Below are 21512 nucleotides of genomic sequence, written 5' to 3' on the forward strand. Positions count from 1 at the left end.
ATCACTTCACTTCCTTGAGGTCACGGTAGGCGGCCACGAGGGCGGCGGTGGAGGCGTCGAGGCCGGGTACCTCGGCGCCCTCGGTGAGGGCGGGTTCGACGCGCCTGGCGAGGACCTTGCCGAGTTCCACGCCCCACTGGTCGAAGGAGTCGATGTTCCAGACCGCGCCCTGTACGAACACCTTGTGCTCGTACAGCGCGATCAGCTGGCCGAGCACCGACGGGGTCAGCTCGGCGGCGAGGATGGTGGTCGTGGGGTGGTTGCCACGGAAGGTGCGGTGCGCCACCTGCTCCTCGGGCACGCCCTCCGCGCGCACCTCGTCGGCGGTCTTGCCGAAGGCGAGCGCCTGGCCCTGCGCGAACAGGTTGGCCATCAGCAGGTCGTGCTGCGCCCTGAGGTCGTCGCTCAGCTCGGCGACCGGCCGGGCGAAGCCGATGAGGTCCGCGGGGATGAGCTTCGTCCCCTGGTGGATCAGCTGGTAGTAGGCGTGCTGACCGTTGGTGCCGGGCGTGCCCCACACCACCGGCCCGGTCTGCCACTCCACGGCGCGCCCCTCGCGGTCCACGGACTTGCCGTTGGACTCCATGTCGAGCTGCTGGAGGTAGGCGGTGAACTTCGACAGGTAGTGGCTGTACGGCAGTACGGCGTGCGACTGCGCGTCCAGGAAGTTGCCGTACCAGACGCCCAGCAGGCCGAGCAGCAGCGGGGCGTTGGCCTCGGGGGGAGCGGTGCGGAAGTGCTCGTCCACGGTCCGGAAGCCGTCGAGCATCTCCCGGAACGCCTCCGGGCCGATGGCGATCATCAGGGAGAGGCCGATCGCGGAGTCGTAGGAGTAGCGGCCGCCGACCCAGTCCCAGAACTCGAACATGTTGTCCGGGTCGATGCCGAACTCCGTGACCTTCTCGCCGTTCGTCGACAGGGCGACGAAGTGCCGGGCGACGGCCTTCTCGTCGCCGCCGAGCCCCTGCAGCAGCCAGGAGCGGGCCGAGGTGGCGTTGGTGATCGTCTCGATGGTGGTGAAGGTCTTGGAGGCGACGATGAACAGGGTCTCGGTCGGGTCCAGGTCGCGGACCGCCTCGTGCAGATCGGCGCCGTCGACGTTGGAGACGAAACGGAACGTCAGCTCGCGCGCGGTGTACGCCCGCAGCGCCTCGTACGCCATCGCCGGGCCGAGGTCGGAGCCGCCGATGCCGATGTTGACGACGTTGCGGATGCGCTTGCCGGTGTGGCCGGTCCACTCACCGGAGCGGACGCGTCCGGCGAAGTCGGCCATCTTGTCGAGCACGGCGTGCACCTGGGGGACGACGTTCTCGCCGTCGACCTCGATCACCGCCTCGCGCGGGGCGCGCAGCGCGGTGTGCAGCACCGCCCGCCCCTCGGTGACGTTGATCTTCTCGCCACGGAACATGGCGTCCCGCAGCCCGAAGACGTCGGTGGCGGCGGCCAGTTCCTGGAGCAGGGCGAGGGTCTCGTCGGTGACCAGGTTCTTGGCGTAGTCGATGCGCAGGTCACCGACGCGTACGAGGTACCGCTCGGCGCGGTCGGGGTCGGCCGCGAACAGCTCACGCAGGCCCGGGACGCCCTGCGCCCGGTGGTCCTCCAGGGCGGCCCACTGCGGGCGCCGCGTCAGCAGGGGGGTGTCAGACATGGGAGGCGGTCTCCTTGGTGGCCTCGCCGCGCAGGGCGACGGCGTACATCTCGTCGGCGTCGAGGCGCCGCAGCTCCTCGGCGATGAGTTCGGAGGTGGGGCGCACCTTCAGGGCGAGGGTGCGCGAGGGCTGGTCGGGCAGGGCCAGCGTGGCGAGCGGGCCCTCGGGGCGGTCGATGACGATCTCGCCCTTCTCGGTGCCGAGGCGTACGCCGGTGACGACCGGACCCGCGGTCTCGACCCGGTCGACGGTGACGCCGAGGCGGGCCTGGAGCCAGCGGGCGAGCAGCTCGGCGCTGGGGTTGTCGGCCTCGCTCTCCACGGCCGCGGAGGTGACGGTGAGGCGGGCCTGGTCCAGGGCCGCGGCCAGCATCGAACGCCACGGGGTGAGCCGGGTCCAGGCCAGGTCGGTGTCGCCGGGCGCGTAGGACTTCACGCGGGTCTCCAGGGCGGCCAGCGGGTGCTCGACGGCGTACATGTCGGTGATCCGGCGCTGGGCCAGCGCGCCGAGGGGGTCCTTCGACGGGTTGTCCGGCGCGTCCACCGGCCACCACACCACCACCGGCGCGTCCGGCAGCAGCAGCGGCAGCACGACGGAGTCGGCGTGGTCGGACACCTCGCCGTAGGTGCGCAGGACGACCGTCTCACCGGTCCCGGCCTCGGAGCCGACCCGCACCTCCGCGTCCAGCCGGGAGCGGTGGCGCTCGCGGGGGGTGCGGGCGTGCCGCTTGATGACGACCAGGGTGCGCGAGGGGTGCTCGTGGGAGGCCTCCTCGGCGGCCTTGATCGAGTCGTAGGCGTTCTCCTCGTCCGTGACGATCACCATCGTGAGGACCATGCCCACGGCGGGGGTGCCCAGGGCACGGCGGCCCTGCACCAACGCCTTGTTGATCTTGCTTGCCGTGGTGTCGGTCAGGTCGATCTTCATGGCCTGCGCCAGCTCCGTCCGTCTTGTGCGAGCATCTCGTCTGCTTCCTTCGGACCCCAGCTGCCCGACGCGTAGCGCGCGGGCCTGCCGTGCGTGGCCCAGTACTCCTCGATCGGGTCGAGGATCTTCCAGGACTCTTCCACTTCCTGGTGACGGGGGAACAGGTTGGCGTCGCCCAGGAGGACGTCCAGGATCAGCCGTTCGTACGCCTCCGGGCTGGACTCCGTGAACGACTCGCCGTACGCGAAGTCCATCGTCACGTCCCGGATCTCCATGGAGGTGCCCGGCACCTTGGAGCCGAACCGGACCGTCATGCCCTCGTCGGGCTGGACGCGGATGACGACCGCGTTCTCGCCGAGTTCCTCGGTGGCCGTGGTGTCGAAGGGCGAGTGCGGAGCCCGCTGGAACACCACCGCGATCTCGGTGACCCGGCGGCCGAGCCGCTTGCCGGTGCGCAGGTAGAAGGGGACGCCCGCCCAGCGGCGGTTGTCGACCTGCAGCTTGATCGCGGCGTAGGTGTCGGTGGTGGAGGCCGGGTCGATGCCAGCCTCCTCCAGATAGCCGCGCACCTGCGCGCCGCCCTGCCAGCCCGGCGCGTACTGGGCGCGCACGGTGTGCCGGGCCAGGTCCTGGGGCACCTTCACCGCCCTGAGGACCTTCAGCTTCTCGGTGAGCAGCGACGCCGCGTCGAACGCGGCGGGCTCCTCCATCGCGGTGAGCGCCATCAGCTGCAGGAGGTGGTTCTGGATGACGTCACGGGCCGAGCCGATGCCGTCGTAGTAGCCCGCCCGGCCGCCGATGCCGATGTCCTCCGCCATGGTGATCTGTACGTGGTCGACGTACGACCTGTTCCAGATCGGCTCGAACAACTGGTTGGCGAAGCGCAGCGCCAGGATGTTCTGGACGGTCTCCTTGCCCAGGTAGTGGTCGATGCGGAACACCTGCTCCGGGTCGAACACCTCGTGCACGATCGCGTTCAGCCGCTCGGCGGACCTCAGGTCGTGCCCGAACGGCTTCTCGATGACGGCCCGCCGCCAGGAGCCCTCGGGCGCGTCGGCCAGCCCGTGCTTCTTCAGCTGCTTGACGACCTTCGGGAAGAACTTCGGCGGTACGGAGAGATAGAAGGCGTAGTTGCCGCTGGTGCCGCGCGAGGCGTCCAACTCCTCGATGGCGGACCGCAGTTGCTTGAACGCGGTGTCGTCGTCGAAGTCGCCGGGGATGAACCGCATGCCCTCGGCGAGCTGCTGCCAGACCTCCTCGCGGAACTCGGTGCGGGCGTGCTCGCGCACCGCGTCGTGCACCACCTGCGCGAAGTCCTGGTCCTCCCAGTCCCGGCGGGCGAAGCCGACCAGGGAGAAGCCCGGGGGCAGCAGGCCACGGTTGGCGAGGTCGTAGACCGCGGGCATCAGCTTCTTGCGGGACAGGTCGCCGGTGACCCCGAAGATGACCAGCCCGGACGGGCCCGCGATGCGCGGCAGTCGGCGGTCGCGGGGGTCGCGCAGCGGGTTGTTCCAGTCGGCGGTCGCCTGGTCCGGCGGGCTTTCGGCGCGCGTGTCGGTCGCGGTGGGCGCGGGCTTCGTCGTGCTGCCCGTGGCCGCGGTGTCCGCGGTGGCCGCGGTGTCCGCGGTGTCCGTGGTGTCCGTACGCTGCTCAGCGGGCGCGGTGTTCGTGGTGCTCTGTGCGGCCCCGGTGCTCGTGGTGTTCCCTGCGGGCGCGGCCTTCGCGGAGGTCACTGCTCCTCAACTCCCTTGCTGTCCATCGACTTCGTCACGGCGTCCAGCAGGTCCTGCCAGGCCGTCGCGAACTTGGCCACGCCCTCGTCCTCCAGCTGGGTGACGACCTCGTCGTAGGAGATGCCGAGGCGTTCCACGGCGGCCAGGTCGGCGCGGGCCTGGGCGTAGCCGCCGGTGACCGTGTCGCCGGTGACGCGGCCGTGGTCGGCGGTGGCGTCCAGGGTGGCCTCGGGCATGGTGTTGACCGTGCCGGGGGCGACCAGGTCCTCGACGTACAGGGTGTCCTTGTAGGCGGGGTCCTTCACGCCGGTCGACGCCCACAGCGGGCGCTGCTTGTTGGCGCGGGCCCCGGACAGGGCCAGCCAGCGGTCACCGGCGAAGACCTCCTCGTACGCCTCGTAGGCGAGGCGCGCGTTGGCGAGGGCCGCCCGGCCCTTGAGGGCGAGCGCCTCGTCGGTGCCGAGCAGGGTGAGCCGCTTGTCGATCTCGGTGTCCACGCGGGAGACGAAGAAGGACGCCACCGAGTGGATGGCCGACAGGTCCAGGCCCGCCTCCCGCGCCCGCTCCAGACCGGCGAGATAGGCGGCCATGACCTCGCGGTAGCGCTCCAGGGAGAAGATCAGCGTGACGTTGACGCTGATGCCCTGGGCGATCACCTCGGTGATGGCGGGCAGGCCCGCCCTGGTCGCCGGGATCTTGATCATCACATTGGGGCGGTCGACCAGCCAGGCGAGCTGCCGGGCCTCGGCGACGGTCGCCGCCGTGTCATGGGCGAGGCGTGGGTCGACCTCGATGGAGACCCGGCCGTCCCGGCCGCCCGACGCCTCGTACACGGGATGCAGTATGTCGGCGGCGGTCCGCACATCGGCGGTCGTCATCATCCGTACGGCCTCGTCCACGGTGACGCCGCGTACCGCGAGGTCGGCGAGCTGCTCCTCGTAGCCCTCGCCGGAACCGATGGCGGCCTGGAAGATGGAGGGGTTGGTGGTGACGCCGACCACGTGCCGGGTGGTCAGGAGTTCGGCGAGATTGCCGGACGTGATCCGCTTGCGGGACAGGTCGTCCAGCCAGACGGAGACGCCCTCGTCGGACAGGCGCCGCAGGGGCTCCGGGGTGGCGGTCGCTTCGGTCATTGTGATCATCTTCTTTCTGGCGGTCGGATCAACCACGCGCGGCGGCGAGGGATTCCCGGGCCGCGGCGACGACGTTCTCGGGGGTGAAGCCGTAGGCGGCGAACAGGGTCGCGGCGTCGGCGGAGGCACCGAAGTGCTCGAGCGAAACGATCCGTCCTGCGTCACCTGTGAACCGGTACCACGTCAGACCCACCCCGGCCTCGACCGCAACGCGGGCCTTCACGGACGGCGGCAGCACGCTCTCGCGGTAGGCGCGCGGCTGCTCCTCGAACCACTCCACGGACGGCATCGACACCACCCGGGCGCCGATCCCCGCCGCCTCCAGCTCCTCCCGCGCGGCGACCGCGAGCCGCACCTCCGAGCCGGTGGCGATCAGGATGACCTCCGGCGTGGCGGTGGAGGACTCCCGCAGGACGTAACCGCCCTTCGCCGCGTCCTCGTTGCGCTCGTAGACGGGCACGCCCTGCCGGGTGAGCGCGAGGCCGTGCGGGGCCGGTGCGGTGGTGTGGCGGCGGAGGATCTCCGCCCAGACGACGGCGGTCTCGTTGGCGTCGGCCGGGCGGACCACGTTCAGGCCCGGGATGGCGCGCAGCGACGCCAGGTGCTCGACGGGCTGGTGCGTCGGGCCGTCCTCGCCGAGGCCGATGGAGTCGTGCGTCCACACGTACGTCACCGGCAGCTGCATCAGCGCGGACATGCGGACGGCGTTGCGCATGTAGTCGGAGAACACCAGGAAGGTGCCGCCGTAGATGCGGGTGTTGCCGTGCAGGGCGATGCCGTTCATCCCGGCCGCCATCGAGAACTCGCGGATGCCGAAGTGGACGGTGCGGCCGTAGGGGTCGGCCTCGGGGAGGGGGTTGTCCGTGGGGAGGAAGGACGACGTCTTGTCGATCGTGGTGTTGTTGGAGCCCGCCAGGTCGGCCGAGCCGCCCCACAGCTCCGGGACGACCGCGCCGAGCGCCTGGAGGACCTTGCCGGAGGCGGCCCGGGTGGCGAGGGACCTGCCCGCCTCGAAGACGGGGATGTGCTCCTCCCAGCCCTCGGGCAGCTCGCCGCGGCTGACGCGGTCGAAGGTGGCGGCGCGCTCGGGGTGGGCGCCGCGCCATTCGTCGAGCCGCTTGTCCCAGGCGGCGTGCGCCTGGGCGCCCCGGTCCAGGGCCTCGCGGGTGTGGGCGAGGACGGCGTCGGGGACCTCGAAGGTGCGCTCCGGGTCGAAGCCGAGGACGCGCTTGGTGGCGGCGATCTCCGCCTCGCCGAGCGCGGAACCGTGGGAGGCCTCGGTGTTCTGGGCGTTCGGGGCGGGCCAGGCGATGACCGTGCGCATCGCGATGATCGAGGGGCGCGCGGTCTCGGCCCGCGCCGCCTTGAGCGCCGCGTACAGCGCGTGCACGTCGACATCGCCGTTCTCGGCGGGCGTGATCCGCTGCACGTGCCAGCCGTAGGCCTCGTACCGCTTCAGCACGTCCTCGGAGAAGGCGGTCGCGGTGTCGCCCTCGATGGAGATGTGGTTGTCGTCGTAGAGGAAGACCAGGTTGCCGAGCCTCTGGTGGCCCGCGAGGGAGGAGGCCTCGGCGGAGACGCCCTCCTGGAGGTCGCCGTCGGAGACGATCGCCCAGATGGTGTGGTCGAAGGGCGAGGCGCCCTCGGGCGCCTCGGGGTCGAACAGCCCGCGTTCGTAGCGGGCCGCCATCGCCATGCCGACGGCGTTGGCGACGCCCTGCCCGAGCGGACCCGTGGTGGTCTCCACGCCCGCCGTGTGGCCGTACTCCGGGTGGCCGGGCGTCCGGGAGCCCTGGGTGCGGAACGCCTTCAGGTCGTCGAGGTCCAGCTCGTACCCGGCGAGGTAGAGCTGGGTGTAGAGGGTCAGCGAGGTGTGGCCGGGGGAGAGGACGAAGCGGTCGCGGCCGGTCCACTCCGGGTCCGCCGGGTCGTGCCGCATCACCTTCTGAAAGATCGTGTACGCGGCAGGGGCCAGACTCATCGCCGTGCCCGGATGCCCGTTCCCGACCCGCTGTACGGCGTCGGCCGCCAGCAGACGGGCCGTGTCGACGGCCTGCCGGTCGAGGTCCGTCCAGTCGAGGCCCTCGGGTGTCTGCGCGCTCATCTGTAGCCAGTCCTCTTCAAGAGTTCATGAAAAGCTGCATCGTCCCTGGTGAGACGCGTTCGACTGTAAAAGTCTGACTTTTCAAAGGACAGGTCGGGGTGTGTCAGCCTGTGGTGAAAGTGGGACACCCTGACGGCCACGAAGACCCTCAAGGCGGCGCGAGAAGGACATGGCGGACACAACCATCGCGGAGCACGACGGCACGGGCAGCGGCAGCGGCAGGGGCAGCGGCATCGACACGTTCGCCTTCCCGGTCGAGGAGAGCATCTGCGGCGTCGGCATCCAGATCGGCCCGATGGGCACCGACGGCGGCTGGCAGGGCGGCGCACCCCTGGAACGCGTCCACCGCATCGACTTCCACGTGGTGATGTTCTTCACCGACGGCCCCGTACGCCACATGATCGACTTCGCCGAGTACGAGGCCACCGCGGGCGATGTGCTGTGGATCCGCCCCGGACAGGTGCACCGCTTCACGACCACCGGCGAGTACCGCGGAACCGTCCTCGCCATGCAGCCCGGCTTCCTGCCCCGCGCCACCGTCGAGGCCACCGGCCTCTACCGCTACGACCTGCCCCCGCTGCTGCGCCCCGACCCCGCCCAGCTCGACGGCCTGCGCGCGGCCCTCGCCCAGCTCCGCCGCGAGTACGAGGACACCGTCACCCTGCCGCTGAGCCTGCACACCTCGGTACTGCGGCACTCGCTCAGCGCCTTCCTGCTGCGCCTGGCCTACCTCGCGGCCAGCTCGGCCGAGGGCGCGCGGCAGCGGTCGGACACCACCTTCACCCTCTTCCGGGACGCCGTCGAGCGGGGCTTCGCCACCAACCACAGCGTCAGCGCCTACGCCGACGCGCTCGGCTACTCCCGCCGCACCCTCGTCCGCGCGGTGCGCGCCGCCACCGGCGACACCCCGAAGGCCTTCATCGACAAGCGGGTCGTCCTGGAGGCCAAGCGCCTGCTCGCCCACACCGACCTGCCCATCGGCCGCGTCGGCGCGGCGGTCGGCTTCCCCGACGCCGCGAACTTCTCCAAGTTCTTCCACCAGCACACCGACGCGACCCCGGCGGCGTTCCGGGCCGAGCTGCGCTGACACGGCGAAGAGGGCCGCCACGCGCGCGGGGCGGCCCACTAGGCAAACCCGGGAGGGAGGAGTCAGCGGCCGAAGTGGAACCAGTTCACATTCACGAATTCAGCCGGCATACCGCTGGGTGATGTGCTATTAAAATAGTGCGTGCCGGTGACGGAACTGATGTTCGCCGGGATGGTCCGCCAGGACTGCCACCCGCCGGTGTTGCCCACCGCGAAGCTCCCGATCGGCGCGTTGCCACGGCTGTCCAGGCGCACCTCGACCAGACCGCTCACGCCGGACCCGGCGCCGCTCGCGACCCGGGCGACGAACTGCCTGGCGGCGCTGGAGCCGAAGTTGACGCCCCGGTAGAGCGCCCAGTCGCCGTTGGCCAGCGCGCCGATGTTCTGCCCGCCGCCCGAGTCGGACGTCGACTCGGTGATCAGACCGGACTGACCGTCGTAGGACTCGGCCTGGATGGCGCTGTAGGCGTCGCGGTTGCCGGTCGGCGGGGGCGTGGTACCGCTCCCACTGGCCGACAGGACCTGGACGTAGTCGACGACCATCGGGTGCCCCGGCACGGTGGCCGCGTCCGGGCCGCCGCCGAAGGCGTCCACGAAGCCGCCGCCCATCGCCACGTTGAGGATGATGAAGTAGCCGTGGTTCGTGGCGTTGGCCCAGGTGGTGGCGTCCACCTGGTTGGCCCGTACGGTGTGGTAGTTGATGCCGTCGACGTAGAAGCGGATCTCCTCGGGGCTCGTCGAGCGGTCCCACTCCATGCCGTAGGTGTGGAAGCCCGCCTGGCAGGTGGTGCCGGGGCAGGCGCGGGAGCCGCCGATGCCGGTGGTCTCGTTGCAGGGGCCGCCCGGTGAGGTGCCGCAGTGCATCGTGGACCACACCGTGTTCAGGCCCTGGACGTTCTCCAGGATGTCCAGCTCGCCCACCGACGGCCAGTTCCAGTAGTTGCCGCGGTAGGGGGAGCCGAGCATCCAGAAGGCGGGCCAGTAGCCGCGGGCGGCGGCGCCGGTGACGTTCGGCATCTGGATGCGGGACTCCACCCGCAGCTTGCCGCCCGCCGGGGGCTCGAAGTCGGTGCGGTTGGTCTCGATACGGCCCGAGGTCCAGTTGCCCGCGGCGTCCCGGCGCGGGGTGATGCGCAGGTTGCCGTTGCCGTCGAGGGAGACGTTGTTGGTGCTCGACGTCATGGTCTCGATCTCGCCGGTGCCCCAGTTGGCGGGGCCGCCCGGGTAGCCGGTGCCGGTCGAGTAGCGCCAGTTGGCGGTGTTGACGCCGGTGCCCGCGGCGCCGTTGAAGTCGTCGACGAAGACCTGCGTCCAGCCGGACGGCGGCGGGGGTGCCGCCGCGGTCGCGGACGGGACGGCGGCCGTGGCGACGAGCCCCGCCAGGCCGAGGCTGCCGAGGACGGCGAGGAGCGCCCGCCTGAGGGGGCGCCGCCGTCTGTGGGATGTGCCGGAGGTTTCACTCATGGGGGGTGCCTCTCGGTACGGATCAGTACGGATCGGGGCGGGTGGGATCGGTAGGGGTGCGGGTGGGATCGGTGCGGTGAAGGGGGGGGGTGGGTTCGGTGGGGGAGGGTGCGTGCGGTGGGGGTGCGTGCGGAGGTGCGTGTGGTGGGGGTGCGTGTGGTGGAGGTGCGAGCGGTGGAGGTGCGAGCGGTGGAGGTGCGAGCGCACCGAGCCCTGGGGTGAGAGCGCTCTCAGAACTCGGTGCGCCCGCCAATGTGCTCCGCGGCACTGCGGTCGTCAAGAGGTGCAACGAGGAAAGTACTTGCCGGGCAAGGGAGTTCATTTCGTGAAGACGGCACAAAGACGACACCGCGCGGTCCGTTCCCCCGAGGCGGGAACGGACCGCGCGGGCGCGGCGGCTCAGCGCTGGGCGGCCAGCTCCCGCTCGGGCTCGACCTCCTCGCGCAGCCCGTACCGGTCGTGCGCCCGGCGCAGTGGCCGCGGCGCCCACCAGGCATGGCGGCCCAGGAGCGACATGGTCGCCGGGACCAGGAGCATCCGCACCACCGTGGCGTCGATCAGCACCGCGAGGGTCAGGCCCAGGCCGATCTGCAGGATCGGGGAGAAGCCGCCCGTCATGAAGGCGCCGAAGACCACCGCGAGCAGTAGCGCGGCGCACGTCACCACGCGGCCGGAGCGGCGCAGCCCGGTCACCACGGCCTCCTGGTCGTCCCCGGACACCTGCCGGGCCTCGCGCATCCGGGCCAGGATGAACAGCTCGTAGTCCATGGCCAGTCCGAACGCGATGGCGATGATCAACGGCGGCGCGGTGAGGCTGAGCGCGCCCAGCCCCTCGGCGCCCAGCAGGCCCGCCAGATGGCCGTCCTGGAACACCCACACCACCGCGCCGAGCGCCGCGCCCAGACTGAGCAGCGTCGTCAGGATGGTCCGCAGCGGGATCAGCACCGACCCGGTGAACGCGAACAGCAGCGCGAAGATCCCGGCCAGCACGGTCACGGCCGCCCAGGGCGCCCGCTCGGCGAGCATCTCGCGGAAGTCGACCAGCCGCGCGGCGGTGCCGGTGACCTCGACCGGGGCGTCCCCGCGGATCTCCCGTACCGACTCGACCAGTTCGGTGGCCTCCTTGCCGTCGACGCTGCCCGAGGGCGGCAGGGAGACGACGGTGGTGCCGTCAGGCAGCTCACGGGACTGCGCGGCGGGGGAGAGCGCGAGGATGCGGTCGGCCGTCGCCGGGTCGGTGTCCGCCCCGACGACGACGGTCACGGCGTCCACGCCGCTGCCCGCAGGGAAGTGCTCCCCGACCGTGTCGTACAACCGCCGTGCCTCGCTGCTCGTGGGCAGCTGCCGGGCGTCGCCGATGTTGACGGTCATGCCGGTGACGGGCAGCGCGAGCACCAGCAGCGCCGGTACGACGGTGGCCAGGACGGCGACCCGGCGGCGGACCGAGAAGCGGGCGAGCCGGGCGAAGAGGCGGCCCTCCGCGCCGTCCGGGCGTTCCTTGGCCGGGTCGATCCTCCCGCCGAACCGGGCCAGCAGCGCGGGCAGCAGGGTGAGGGCGGCCAGCATGTCGACCACCACCACCGCGGCCACGGCCAGGCCCATGCTGCGCAGGAAGGTGCTGGGGAAGACCAGCAGCCCGGTCAGGCTGACCGCCACCGTCAGCCCGGAGAACAGCACCGTGCGCCCGGCCGCCGCGACCGTGCGGTGCACGGCCTCGACGACGTCCGCGGTGTGCCGCCGTTCCTCCCGGAAGCGGACCAGCATCAGCAGCGCGTAGTCGACGGCGAGCCCGAGCCCCAGCATCGTGGTGACCTGGATGGCGTACACCGAGATGTCGGTGACCTGGCTGAACGCGAACAGCGCGAGGAAGGCGCCCGCGATGCCGCTGACCGCGATCACCAGCGGCAGCCCGGCCGCGCGCAGCCCGCCGAAGATCACCAGCAGCAGGACGAGCACGACGGGCAGCGAGATCAGCTCGGCGTTGGCCACGTCCTCCTGGGCGCGCTCGCCGAGCTGCTTGCCCAGCAAGGGGCCGCCGCTGACGTGTACTTCGGGCGCGTCGATCCGCTGGAGCCGCTCGGCCGCGGCGTCCACCGCGCGTTCCTCGGCGTCGTCGTCGAGGCCGCCCTCGAGGGTGACCGGGATGAGCACGGCCCGCCCGTCCTCGGAGGTCAGGCCCGGGGTGGCGTACGGGTCGGGCACGGCGGCGATCCCGTCGACGGCCCGCACCTCGGTGACGGCCCGCTCGACCTCGCCGCGCAGGGCGGGGTCGGTGACCGCGGGGGCCTCGACGATGCCGGTGAGGGACTCGCCGATCGGGTCGGCGCGGTCCAGGTACTGGGCGGCGCGCTCCGACTCGGTGCCGGGGACTTCCGGCACGTTGTCCGAGAGCCGCGCGAAGACGCCCGTCCCGAGCCCGAAGCCGAGCAGCAGGAAGAGCACCCACAAGAGGATGACGGTCAGTGGGCGGCGGGTCGCCGCCCGGGCGAGGCTGGACAGCACGGTCCCTCCCGGCGTGTTGTCGGCTGGTGTCGTCCCACAGACTCCTGCCGGAGGGGGTGCCGCCGGATCGCCGGAGGGAGCGGTTTCCGGCACTCCGTCGCACGGGGGAGGCGGGGTCGTTAGCTCGGTCGCACGGGGGAGGCGGGGTCGTTGGCTCGGTCGCACGGGGGAGGCGGGGTCGTTGGCTCGGTCGCACGGGGGAGGCGGGGTCGTTGGCTCGGTCGTGCGGGGGAGGCGGGGGTGGTGTCCTGGCCGTGCGGGGGAGGCGGGGGTGGTGTCCTGGCCGTGCGGGGAGGCGCGGGTGGCGCCTTGGTCGTGCGGGGGAGGCGCGGGTGGTGTCCTAATCGTGCGGGGGAGGGGCCGACCGGGGACTGAGGCCGGAGCGCTACGGCGCCCCCGGTGACACCAGCCCCGTCTCATAGGCGCAGATCACCGCCTGCACCCGGTCCCGCAGCCCGAGCTTGCCCAGCACATTGCTGACGTGGGTCTTGACGGTGTGCTCGCTGACGAACAGCGTCGTGGCGATCTCGGCGTTGGTCAGCCCGCGGGCCAGCATCCGCAAAGTCTCCACCTCGCGCGCGGTGAGCACGTCGAGGCGCTGCGGGGTGACGTCGGCGGCCGTCGACTCCTCCCGGCGGCGCCGCACGATGTCCGCGACCAGCCGCCGGGTCACCGCGGGCGCCAGCAGCGAGTCCCCGGCCGCGACCACCCGCACCGCGTGCACCAGGTCGTCCCGCCGCACGTCCTTCAGCAGGAACCCGCTGGCACCCGCGTACAGCGCCTCGTACACGTACTCGTCCACGTCGAACGTGGTCAGCATGACCACCTTGCACCCCGACCCCGCGCACACCCGCCGGGCCGCCTCCAGACCGTCCATGACCGGCATCCGGATGTCGAGCAGCAGCACGTCCGGGCCATGCGCCTCGACAGCGGCGACCGCCTGGGCGCCGTCCCCCGCCTCGGCGACGACCTCGATGTCCGGCTGCGCCTCCAGGATCATGGAGAAGCCGCTGCGGACCAGTTCCTGGTCGTCGGCGACGACCACCCGGATGCTCACCCGAGCGCCGCCTGCCGCCGCTCGGCCGCGGGCAGGCGTACGACGACCCGGAAGCCGCCGCCCGGCCCGTGCCCGGCCTCCGCACTGCCCCCGCAGGCCGCGGCCCGCTCCCGGATGCCGATCAGTCCGTGCCCGCCGGTCGGTCCGCCCCCACGGATCCGTTGGCGCGCGCCGGGCGCCGGAGTCCCGCCCGGCCCCTTGCCGTCGTCGGTCACCGTCAGGGTCAACTCGTCCTCCGTCCAGTCGAGGTCGACGGCCGCGGAGGAAGCGTACGCGTGCTTGACGGTGTTGGTGAGCGCCTCCTGCACCACGCGGTAGACGGCGACCTCGGTGTCCGGCGGCAGCGGGCGCGGTTCACCGCGGGTGCGCAGGGTGACCCGCAGGTCGGTGGAGTCGCCGACCTGGCGGACCAGGTCGGCCAGCGCGGCGACGCCCGGCTGCGGCAGCCGGGCCGGGACCTGGCCCCGGTCCTCCGCGAGCACCCCGAGGATGCGGCGCAGTTGGGCCATCGCGTCCCGGCCGGTCCCCGCGATCGCCTCGAACGCGGCCTGCGCGCGGGCCGGGTCGCTGCGCACGACGACCGGCCCGGCCTCGGCCTGTACGACCATCAGGCTGACCGCGTGGGCGAGGATGTCGTGCATGTCCCGGGCGATCCGGGACCGTTCCTGCGCCCGGGCCCGCGCGGTGTCGGCGGCGCGCTCCCGCTCCAGTCGCCGGGCGCGTTCCTCCAGGGCGGCGGTGTAGGCGCGCTGGAGGCGGGCGAGGACGCCGAACGCGTACGCGGAGACCACGCTCATCACCTGGAAGGCGTACTCGTAGGGACGGGCGTCCTCCTTGTGGATCATCGTGAGGGCGACCCCGAGCAGCCAGCCGACCAGCATGAAGCGCCGCTGCCAGGGCGGGCAGAGCGCGGCCACGGTGTAGAGGACGACCAGACCGCCGTAGATCACGTCGGGTGCGGGGGCGTGGTGGACCGCCATCGCCGAAGTGGCCGTCGACACGGCGCAGGCGGTGAGGAAGGGCGCGCGCCGCCGCCAGATCAGCGGCAGCGCGGTCGCGGCGCCGAGCAGGTAGCCCGGCCAGGTCAGCCGGTCGTCCGGCTGGCCGGGGAAGATCCAGGGGAGGGAGGTGGCGAACAGCACCGCGGCGGCGAACGCGGCGTCGACGGCGTACGGGTTCGCCGTGCGCAGCCGGGCGACGGCAGCGGAGAACCAGGACCGGGTGGGCATGAGCGGCTCCTCGGGGCAAGGGCCGTTCCAGTATTGCGAGCGCCTTGGTCCCGGGCCTCACCGGTGCGAGGGATATTGGCGCCCGGTGACCGTGAGCCGACATGATCGCCGGGCGGGCGACAGGCATGCAGGCGACACGGCGGATGCGGAAGGCGGAGAACAGTATGCGGTTGACCATTCTGGGCGGCGGAGGATTCCGCGTGCCGCTGGTGTACGGGGCACTCCTCAGGGACCGGGGAGCGGGCCGGGTGACGGACGTCGTTCTACAGGATCTGGACGCCAGGCGACTGTATGCAGTCTCCCGTGTACTGGCTGAACAATCCGCGAACATCCCCGACGCCCCCCGCGTCACCGTCACCACCGACCTCGACGACGCCCTCCGCGGCGCCGACTTCGTCTTCTCCGCGATCCGCGTCGGCGGCCTCCAGGGACGCGCCGACGACGAGCGGGTGGCGCTGGCCGAGGGCGTGCTCGGGCAGGAGACGGTCGGCGCGGGCGGTATCGCCTACGGGCTGCGGACGGTCCCCGTCGCCCTGGACATCGCCCGGCGGGTGGCCCGGCTGGCCCCCGACGCCTGGGTCATCAACTTCACCAACCCGGCCGGACTCGTCACCGAGGCCATGTCCCACCACCTCGGCGACCGCGTCATCGGCATCTGCGACTCGCCGGTGGGCCTCGGCCGCCGTATCGCCCGGGTGCTCGGGGTGCGCGACCCCGCCGCGGCCTGGATCGACTACGTCGGCCTCAACCACCTCGGCTGGGTCCGCGCCCTGCGCGTCGGGGGCCGCGACGAACTGCCGCGCCTGCTGGCCGACCCCGACCTGCTCGGCTCCTTCGAGGAGGGCAGGATCTTCGGCGCCGACTGGCTCCGCTCGCTGGGCGCCGTACCCAACGAGTACCTGCACTACTACTACTTCAACCGGGAGACCGTACGCGCCTACCGCGAGGCCGACCGCACCCGCGGCGCCTTCCTGCGCGACCAGCAGGCGGGCTTCTACACGACGGCCACGGACCCCGAGGCCTCCGCCCTGGACGCCTGGCAACGCACCCGCGCCGAACGCGAGGCCACCTACATGTCCGAGAACCGGCAGTCGGCCGGAGCGGGCGAGCGCGAGGCCGAGGACCTCGCGGGCGGCTACGAGAACGTCGCCCTCGCCCTGATGCGGGCCATCGCCCGCGACGAGCGCGCCACCCTGATCCTCAACGTCCGCAACCGCTCCGCCCTCTCCGTCCTGGACCGGGACGCCGTCATCGAGGTCCCCTGCCTGGTCGGCGCCAGCGGCGCCCACCCCGTTGCCGTGGACCCGCTGCCCGGCCACGCGACCGGGCTGGTCTGCGCGGTGAAGGCGGTCGAGCGGGAGATCCTCGCCGCCGCCGCGTCCGGCTCCCGCGCCACGGCCGTGAAGGCCTTCGCCCTGCACCCGCTCGTCGACTCGGTGAACGTCGCCCGCCGCCTCGTCGACGGCTACACCGCCGTCCACCCCGGACTCGCCTATCTCAGCAAGGACTGAACTCGGGGGGAGGGCCGAGCCGACTCCTCCGGACAGCAAGCTCAGCAAGAATTAAGAGAGCGGTAAAGCGCCTGGTCATAAGCGGTATGTGAAGCTCCACAGCCATCCCGGTTCGCCTGCCGTACACCGGGAGTTCGCCTGTCGCCTCTGTGATGCGGCGTAAGGAGAGAGAAAGGTGTCACCGTGCGAGACCCGCGTATGTCCGCCATCGGTAAGGGCCTCAGGCGCCGCGGCCGGTTGATGGTGCAGGCGGTGAGCCCGCCGCGCCGGGTGAGTCCGCAGCGCCGCACCCTGAACGCGGTACCGGCCCAGCGGGAGCGGCAGGACACCGTGGGCGGCTACGTCGCCCCGCTCGCGCCCCGGCTGGTGGACTCGCCGGTGTTCGTGCTGTCCTCGGTGCGCTCCGGCTCGACCCTGCTGCGGGTGCTGCTGAACAGCCACAGCCGGATCCGCGCCCCGCACGAGATGCATCTGCGCACGGTGCACGTGCAGTTCTCCCGGGACTTCACGGCGGACGCCATGAAGGAACTGCGGCTGGACCGGCAGGAACTGGAGCACGTGCTGTGGGACCGCGTCCTGCACCTGGAGCTGACCCACAGCGGCAAGGACGTCATCGTCGATAAGACCCCGGCGAACACCCTCATCTTCCGCCGCCTGGAGCGATGTTGGCCGAACGCCCGCTACATCGTGCTGCTGCGCCACCCCGGCGCGGTGATCACCTCGCTGACCAACCGCCGCGACAACCCCGACCACGCGGCGATCCGCGAGGAGGTCCTGCAGTACGCCGAGAAGCTGGACGAGGCCCGCCAGTACCTCCGCAACGCGCACGTCATCAAGTACGAGGACCTCACCGCCGACCCCGAGGGCATGACCCGCGGCCTGTGCGACCACCTCGGCGTCGCGTGGGAGAGCGGCATGCTCGACTACGGCAGCCATGACCACGGCCGCTTCCGCCCCAAGCTCGGCGACTGGAGCAGCACCATCAAGTCGGGCCGCATCCAGGCCGCCCGCGCCGCCGACCCGGCGACCGACCTCCCGCCCAGACTGGCGGAGCTGGCGAAGGCCTGGGGCTACCCGAGCTGACGTACCGTCAGTTCCCGCTCGCCACCGGAACCGGACCGCGCCGCACGCCCCCGCCCGCGTCGAGACCCGCCTCCTCCGCCCATCCCTCCAGCACGTCCGCGAACTCCGCCCCCCGCTCCGCCCAGTCGAGTTCGGCCAGCGCCGCCGCCCGGCCGCGTCCCGCGGTGCCCCGCCGCAGACCCGCGTCCGCGCGCAGCCGCCGTACCGCCTCCGCTGCCGCCACCGGATCCCCGTAGGGGACGACGAGGCCGCAGCGGTGCCGGTTCACCAGGGCGGCGGCCAGGGGGTTGGGCGTGGTCACCACGGGGACGCCGTGGGCCATGTACTCGACGACCTTGGTGGGCCGTGAGTGGCGGTAGTTGGGCTGGTCGTGCAGCAGGGACAGCCCCGCGAGGGCGCCCCGCAGCAGCGCCAGCGCACGGTCGTTGGGCAGATAGCCGTGCCAGTGCAGCACGCCCGCCCGGTCGGCCTCGGTGAGCGCGCCGCGCACCTCCGGGTCGGCGGCGCCGATCGCCTCGACGCGCACCTCCGGGCCGAGCGCGCGGGCCGCCTCGATCAGGTCGAACGCGCCGCGCGCCCGGGACAGGTGGCCGAGGTAGACGATCCGGTCCGTGCCGGGCGGTGGCGGCGGGGAGGGCGGGACGAGGGGCAGGTTCGGTACGACGGGATGGGGCCCGCGGAACCGCTCCCGGTAGGCGTCCTCGGCGAGCAACAGCCGCACATGACGCTCGGCGAGGCGCTCGGCGGCCCGTACCGCCACCCTCAGCGGCGGTCGCAGCGCCGCGGGCAGCCAGCGTTTCATCGTCAGCGCCGCCGCCGTGTCCTCGTGCACGTCCCATACGGTCACCGGGGCCCGGCCGCCCTGCCGCCAGCGGCGCAGGGTGCCGGGCAGGGCGAGCAGCAGTTCGGGGTCGTGCAGCAGCACGACGTCCGCCTCGGGACCCCGCGCGGTCAGCAGGGCCCGCGCCGCGCGCAGCGCCGCCCGGCGGTCGCGGCCGACGGCGCGGGGCAGGTCCACGCCCTCGACACCGGGACGCGGCGCCACCCGGCGCGCGGCGAACGGGGCGGCGTACACGACCCGGTGGCCGCGCCGGGTGAGGGTGGCGATCTCCCGGTGCAGTATCCGCGCGTCCTCGGGATGGTGGACGACGGTCACGACGAGTATGCGCATCGGTGCGAGCCCTTTCGGTTCCGTCCCGGCGGTGGGCCGCTCACAGCACCTCGACGCCGGGCCGGAAGATCCGCCCCCGGGTGTCGAACAGCAGGCGGGCGGTGTCGGCGAGGGCGGGCAGGTCGTAGGAGGAGTGGTCCTGGAGCAGGATCGTCAGGTCGTGGTCGCGCGCGGCGGACCGCGGGTCGTCGACGCGGGGGACCGGCACGTCGTCGACCGTCCAGGCGGCGACGTACGGGTCGTGGAAGGAGACCTCGGCCTCCCGCCGCCGCAGCAGCCGGGCCACCGGGACCGCCGGGCTCTCGCGCTGGTCGGCGACGTCGGGCTTGTAGGTGACCCCGAGCAGCAGCACCCGGGAGCCGTGCAGCGGCCGGTCGGCGGTGTTGAGGAGGTCCTGGGCGCGGCGCACGACGTACTCGGGCATGCGCCGGTTGATCTCCTGGGCGAGACCGACGAACCGGAAGTCGTAGCCGAGCGAGGAACGCACCTTGTACGACAGGTAGTTGGGGTCGATGGGGATGCAGTGGCCGCCGACCCCGGCGCCCGGCCGGAACGCCTGGAAGCCGAACGGCTTGCTGTCGGCGCAGCGGATGGCGTCCCACAGGTCGATGCCCAGCTCATGGCTGATGACGGCGAGTTCGTTGACGAGGGCGATGTTGACGTGGCGGTAGGTGTTCTCCAGCAGCTTGGCCATCTCGGCCTCGCGGGTGCCCTTCGCCTGGACGACCGTGTCGACGAGCTTGCCGTAGAAGGCGACCGCGCGGGCGGCGCAGGAGGGGGTGCAGCCGCCGACCACCTTGGGCGTGTCGCGCAGCCCGTGCCCGGTGTTGCCGGGGTCGATGCGCTCCGGCGAGAAGGCGAGGGCGAAGTCCGCCCCGGCCTTCAGCCCGGACTCCCGCTCCAGCAGCGGCCGTACGACCTCCTCGGTGGTGCCGGGATAGGTGGTGGACTCCAGTACGACGAGCTGTCCGGGGCGCAGCCGGGCCGCGACCGCGTGGGTGGCGGCGGTGACCGCGCTCAGGTCGGGGCCGCCGTCGCCGTTGAGCGGGGTGGGCACACAGATCACCACCGTCTGGGCGCGGGCGAGGCAGTCCTCGTCGGTGGTGGCGGTGAACCCGGCCGCCAGCATGCGGCGCAGGTCGTCGTCCGAGACGTCGTCGACGTGGGAGCGGGCGGAGTTGAGCCCCGCGGCGACCTTGGGGTCCCGGTCCAGGCCGATGACCTTCAGGCCGACCGCCGCCGCCTCGCGCGCGAGCGGCAGGCCGACGTAGCCGAGCCCGATCACGGCGAGTTCCACGGAGGGGGTGTGTGCTGCCGCGCCGTCCCTGAGCGGTTCGGACCGTTCGACCTGCATGGGGCTGCTCCCGTCACCGGATGTGATGTTGTCCGGCGTGGCCCGACCCTCACAGACAGCCAAGGGCGCGGTACGCCTCCCGGGTCGTCGAGGCGACCCGGGACCAGGTGCGGTCGCGCGCCACGCTCTCGCGAGCGGCGGCACCCCATTCGCACCGGTCTCGACTGTAAAGAAGAGTTTCGAGGGCATCCGCCCAGGAGTGCGGCGACGCGGGGGGAACGAGTTGCCCGGTCGCTCCCGGCTTGACGAGTTCCGCGAGCGCGGGGAGGTCGCTGGCGGCCACCGGCAGCCCGCTCGCCATCGCCTCCACCGGCTTCAGCGGCGTCACCAGGCGGCACACCCGCTCATCCGTCCGCGGCACCGCGAACACGTCCAACACGGCGTGGCAGGCGCGCACTTGGGCGTACGGCACCCGGCCCGTGAACACCGCCGTCCCGTCCGCCAGACCCAGCCGCCCGGCCAGCCCGCGCAGCGCCGCGCGCTCCGGGCCGTCCCCCACGATCAGCAGCCGCAGCGGCACCCCGCGGCGCCTCAGCTCGGCACCCGCATGGAGCAATGTGCCGATTCCCTCGTGTGGAGTAAGGCTGCTGACCGTGCCGACCACGAACTCCTCCGGCGCGATGCCGAGCCGGGCCCGCAGCGGGGCCCCGTCGGGCGGCGGGCCGAGGAACTCCTCGTCGACCGCGTTCGGCACGATCAGCACCCGCTCCTCGGGCACCCCCCGCGCCACGATCTCCGCCTTCATCGCCGCGCCCAGCGTCAGCACCAGGTCCGCCTCGCGCATGCAGTGCGTCTCCAGCTCGCGCCGGGCACGGTAGCTCGGGTCGGCGGGGGAGCGGCCCGGGGACTGGGTCAGCCAGGTGTCCTCCAGGAAGCCACGCACCTCGTAGACCACCGGCAGCCCGTAGGCGGCGCGCAGGGCCAGTGCCACCCGTCCGTTGCCGTGGTCGGTGGCCGGGTGCAGTACGGCGGGCCGCAGCCGCTCCACCAGCCGCCCGGCCAGCTCGGCGTTCCGGGCCAGCAAAGCCGCCTGCCCGTACGGCAGCCAGGGCGGCAGCAGCCGGTGCTGCGGCACACCGCCGACCGTATGCAGTGGACTGGCGTCAAGAACCCCCTGCGCCACCGGAAACCCGATCCGCGTCACCACATGCGGATCGAGCCCGGCCGCCCGCTGCGCCTCGGCGATCTTCTGCGTGCGCACGGTGTACCCGGCCTGCTTGAACGGCAGCCCGTTGGTGACCAGATGCAGCACCCGGCCCGGCACCGGGCGGACCGGCCGCGCCCCGCGCGGGGCCGGGGCGGGCACCCGTACCCCGGACGGAGCAGCGGCCGGGCCCGCCGTCCGGGCCCGCCCGGCGAGCCGCCGCTCCAGCGGACGCACCCGGCGCCGCACGGCCGACGGCAGCAGCCGCACCCCCAGCAACACCGCACGGGCCGGGTCATGACGCAGCTCGCCCCAGGCCACGGATGCGGCCAGACTGAACACACGAGGGATATGGCGCGACATGC

General features: G+C 72.6%; 15 protein-coding genes. 3 read left to right on the top strand and 12 right to left on the bottom strand.

Translation table 11 applies throughout. The features are described from left to right. Nucleotide 1: 1 nt before the first annotated feature. The 5 genes from pgi to tkt form a co-directional block, all read right to left on the bottom strand. Nucleotides 2-1648 carry a glucose-6-phosphate isomerase gene (pgi, locus tag ACFVQG_RS05935; protein WP_383377301.1) on the bottom strand — a complete coding sequence of 549 codons (1647 nt, stop codon included), beginning with the start codon at nt 1646-1648 and terminating at the stop codon, nt 2-4. Continuing rightward, nucleotides 1641-2576 carry a glucose-6-phosphate dehydrogenase assembly protein OpcA gene (gene opcA / locus ACFVQG_RS05940; RefSeq protein ID WP_383377303.1) on the bottom strand — a complete coding sequence of 312 codons (936 nt, stop codon included), beginning with the start codon at nt 2574-2576 and terminating at the stop codon, nt 1641-1643. Before opcA ends, pgi begins: the two co-directional genes overlap by 8 nt. Beyond that, nucleotides 2573-4078: a glucose-6-phosphate dehydrogenase gene (gene zwf / locus ACFVQG_RS05945; RefSeq protein ID WP_383377954.1), complete on the bottom strand. Its 1506-nt coding sequence runs from the start codon at nt 4076-4078 to the stop codon at nt 2573-2575. The genes opcA and zwf overlap by 4 nt, the downstream gene beginning before the upstream one ends. A gap of 227 nt (nt 4079-4305) precedes the next feature. Beyond that, complete coding sequence (gene tal / locus ACFVQG_RS05950; RefSeq protein ID WP_383377305.1) at nt 4306-5451, bottom strand: transaldolase; 1146 nt, start codon at nt 5449-5451, stop codon at nt 4306-4308. Nucleotides 5452-5470: 19 nt separating this feature from the next. Continuing rightward, the gene (tkt, locus tag ACFVQG_RS05955; RefSeq protein ID WP_383377306.1) at nt 5471-7546 is read right to left on the bottom strand and encodes a transketolase; all 2076 of its coding nucleotides are present in this window, start codon (nt 7544-7546) and stop codon (nt 5471-5473) included. A 169-nt stretch (nt 7547-7715) separates the two neighbouring features. Between tkt and ACFVQG_RS05960 the strand changes: the two genes are divergently transcribed. Further along, complete coding sequence (locus ACFVQG_RS05960; RefSeq protein ID WP_383377308.1) at nt 7716-8633, top strand: helix-turn-helix domain-containing protein; 918 nt, start codon at nt 7716-7718, stop codon at nt 8631-8633. A gap of 62 nt (nt 8634-8695) precedes the next feature. Here ACFVQG_RS05960 and ACFVQG_RS05965 read toward each other — a convergent pair whose 3' ends face one another. The 4 genes from ACFVQG_RS05965 to ACFVQG_RS05980 all read right to left on the bottom strand — a co-directional run bounded on the left by ACFVQG_RS05965 (nt 8696) and on the right by ACFVQG_RS05980 (nt 14884). Beyond that, entirely contained in the window at nt 8696-10096 is a 1401-nt protein-coding gene (locus ACFVQG_RS05965; protein WP_383377310.1) for a glycoside hydrolase family 16 protein, read from the bottom strand. 399 nt (nt 10097-10495) lie between these two features. Then, the gene (locus tag ACFVQG_RS05970; protein ID WP_383377312.1) at nt 10496-12598 is read right to left on the bottom strand and encodes an MMPL family transporter; all 2103 of its coding nucleotides are present in this window, start codon (nt 12596-12598) and stop codon (nt 10496-10498) included. Nucleotides 12599-12983: 385 nt separating this feature from the next. Then, entirely contained in the window at nt 12984-13655 is a 672-nt protein-coding gene (locus tag ACFVQG_RS05975) for a response regulator (protein WP_383377314.1), read from the bottom strand. Then, nucleotides 13652-14884: a sensor histidine kinase gene (locus tag ACFVQG_RS05980; protein WP_383377316.1), complete on the bottom strand. Its 1233-nt coding sequence runs from the start codon at nt 14882-14884 to the stop codon at nt 13652-13654. The genes ACFVQG_RS05975 and ACFVQG_RS05980 overlap by 4 nt, the downstream gene beginning before the upstream one ends. Before the next feature lie 164 nt (nt 14885-15048). On the opposite strand from ACFVQG_RS05980, the gene ACFVQG_RS05985 reads away from it, so the two are divergent. Together ACFVQG_RS05985 and ACFVQG_RS05990 are read left to right on the top strand one after the other, a co-directional pair. After that, nucleotides 15049-16395 carry a 6-phospho-beta-glucosidase gene (locus tag ACFVQG_RS05985; RefSeq protein ID WP_383377318.1) on the top strand — a complete coding sequence of 449 codons (1347 nt, stop codon included), beginning with the start codon at nt 15049-15051 and terminating at the stop codon, nt 16393-16395. 183 nt (nt 16396-16578) lie between these two features. Then, a complete protein-coding gene (locus ACFVQG_RS05990) occupies nt 16579-17478 on the top strand; it encodes a sulfotransferase family protein (protein WP_383377320.1) in 900 nt (299 codons plus the stop codon). A gap of 7 nt (nt 17479-17485) precedes the next feature. On the opposite strand, the gene ACFVQG_RS05995 is transcribed toward ACFVQG_RS05990, so the two are convergent. The 3 genes from ACFVQG_RS05995 to ACFVQG_RS06005 are packed head-to-tail and all read right to left on the bottom strand — an operon-like array spanning nt 17486 to nt 21510. Next, nucleotides 17486-18649 carry a glycosyltransferase family 4 protein gene (locus ACFVQG_RS05995; protein ID WP_383377322.1) on the bottom strand — a complete coding sequence of 388 codons (1164 nt, stop codon included), beginning with the start codon at nt 18647-18649 and terminating at the stop codon, nt 17486-17488. 40 nt (nt 18650-18689) lie between these two features. Then, on the bottom strand, nt 18690-20003 hold the full coding sequence (locus tag ACFVQG_RS06000; protein WP_383377324.1) for a nucleotide sugar dehydrogenase: 1314 nt from the start codon (nt 20001-20003) through the stop codon (nt 18690-18692). Nucleotides 20004-20052: 49 nt separating this feature from the next. Next, complete coding sequence (locus tag ACFVQG_RS06005) at nt 20053-21510, bottom strand: glycosyltransferase family 4 protein (protein ID WP_383377326.1); 1458 nt, start codon at nt 21508-21510, stop codon at nt 20053-20055. Between the last annotated feature and the right edge of the window lie 2 nt (nt 21511-21512).

The organism is Streptomyces sp. NPDC057877 (genome assembly GCF_042796855.1).
Lineage (GTDB): Bacteria > Actinomycetota > Actinomycetes > Streptomycetales > Streptomycetaceae > Streptomyces.

What these genes read in the sequence shown, in the direction of transcription:
- ACFVQG_RS05995 (WP_383377322.1), bottom strand. Translation starts at nt 18,649, where the DNA reads ATGCGCATACTCGTCGTGACCGTCGTCCACCATCCCGAGGACGCGCGG.
- tkt (WP_383377306.1), bottom strand. Translation starts at nt 7,546, where the DNA reads ATGAGCGCGCAGACACCCGAGGGCCTCGACTGGACGGACCTCGACCGG.
- pgi (WP_383377301.1), bottom strand. Translation starts at nt 1,648, where the DNA reads ATGTCTGACACCCCCCTGCTGACGCGGCGCCCGCAGTGGGCCGCCCTG.
- ACFVQG_RS05960 (WP_383377308.1), top strand. Translation starts at nt 7,716, where the DNA reads ATGGCGGACACAACCATCGCGGAGCACGACGGCACGGGCAGCGGCAGC.
- ACFVQG_RS06000 (WP_383377324.1), bottom strand. Translation starts at nt 20,003, where the DNA reads ATGCAGGTCGAACGGTCCGAACCGCTCAGGGACGGCGCGGCAGCACAC.
- opcA (WP_383377303.1), bottom strand. Translation starts at nt 2,576, where the DNA reads ATGAAGATCGACCTGACCGACACCACGGCAAGCAAGATCAACAAGGCG.
- ACFVQG_RS05980 (WP_383377316.1), bottom strand. Translation starts at nt 14,884, where the DNA reads ATGCCCACCCGGTCCTGGTTCTCCGCTGCCGTCGCCCGGCTGCGCACG.
- tal (WP_383377305.1), bottom strand. Translation starts at nt 5,451, where the DNA reads ATGATCACAATGACCGAAGCGACCGCCACCCCGGAGCCCCTGCGGCGC.
- ACFVQG_RS05965 (WP_383377310.1), bottom strand. Translation starts at nt 10,096, where the DNA reads ATGAGTGAAACCTCCGGCACATCCCACAGACGGCGGCGCCCCCTCAGG.
- ACFVQG_RS06005 (WP_383377326.1), bottom strand. Translation starts at nt 21,510, where the DNA reads ATGTCGCGCCATATCCCTCGTGTGTTCAGTCTGGCCGCATCCGTGGCC.
- ACFVQG_RS05985 (WP_383377318.1), top strand. Translation starts at nt 15,049, where the DNA reads ATGCGGTTGACCATTCTGGGCGGCGGAGGATTCCGCGTGCCGCTGGTG.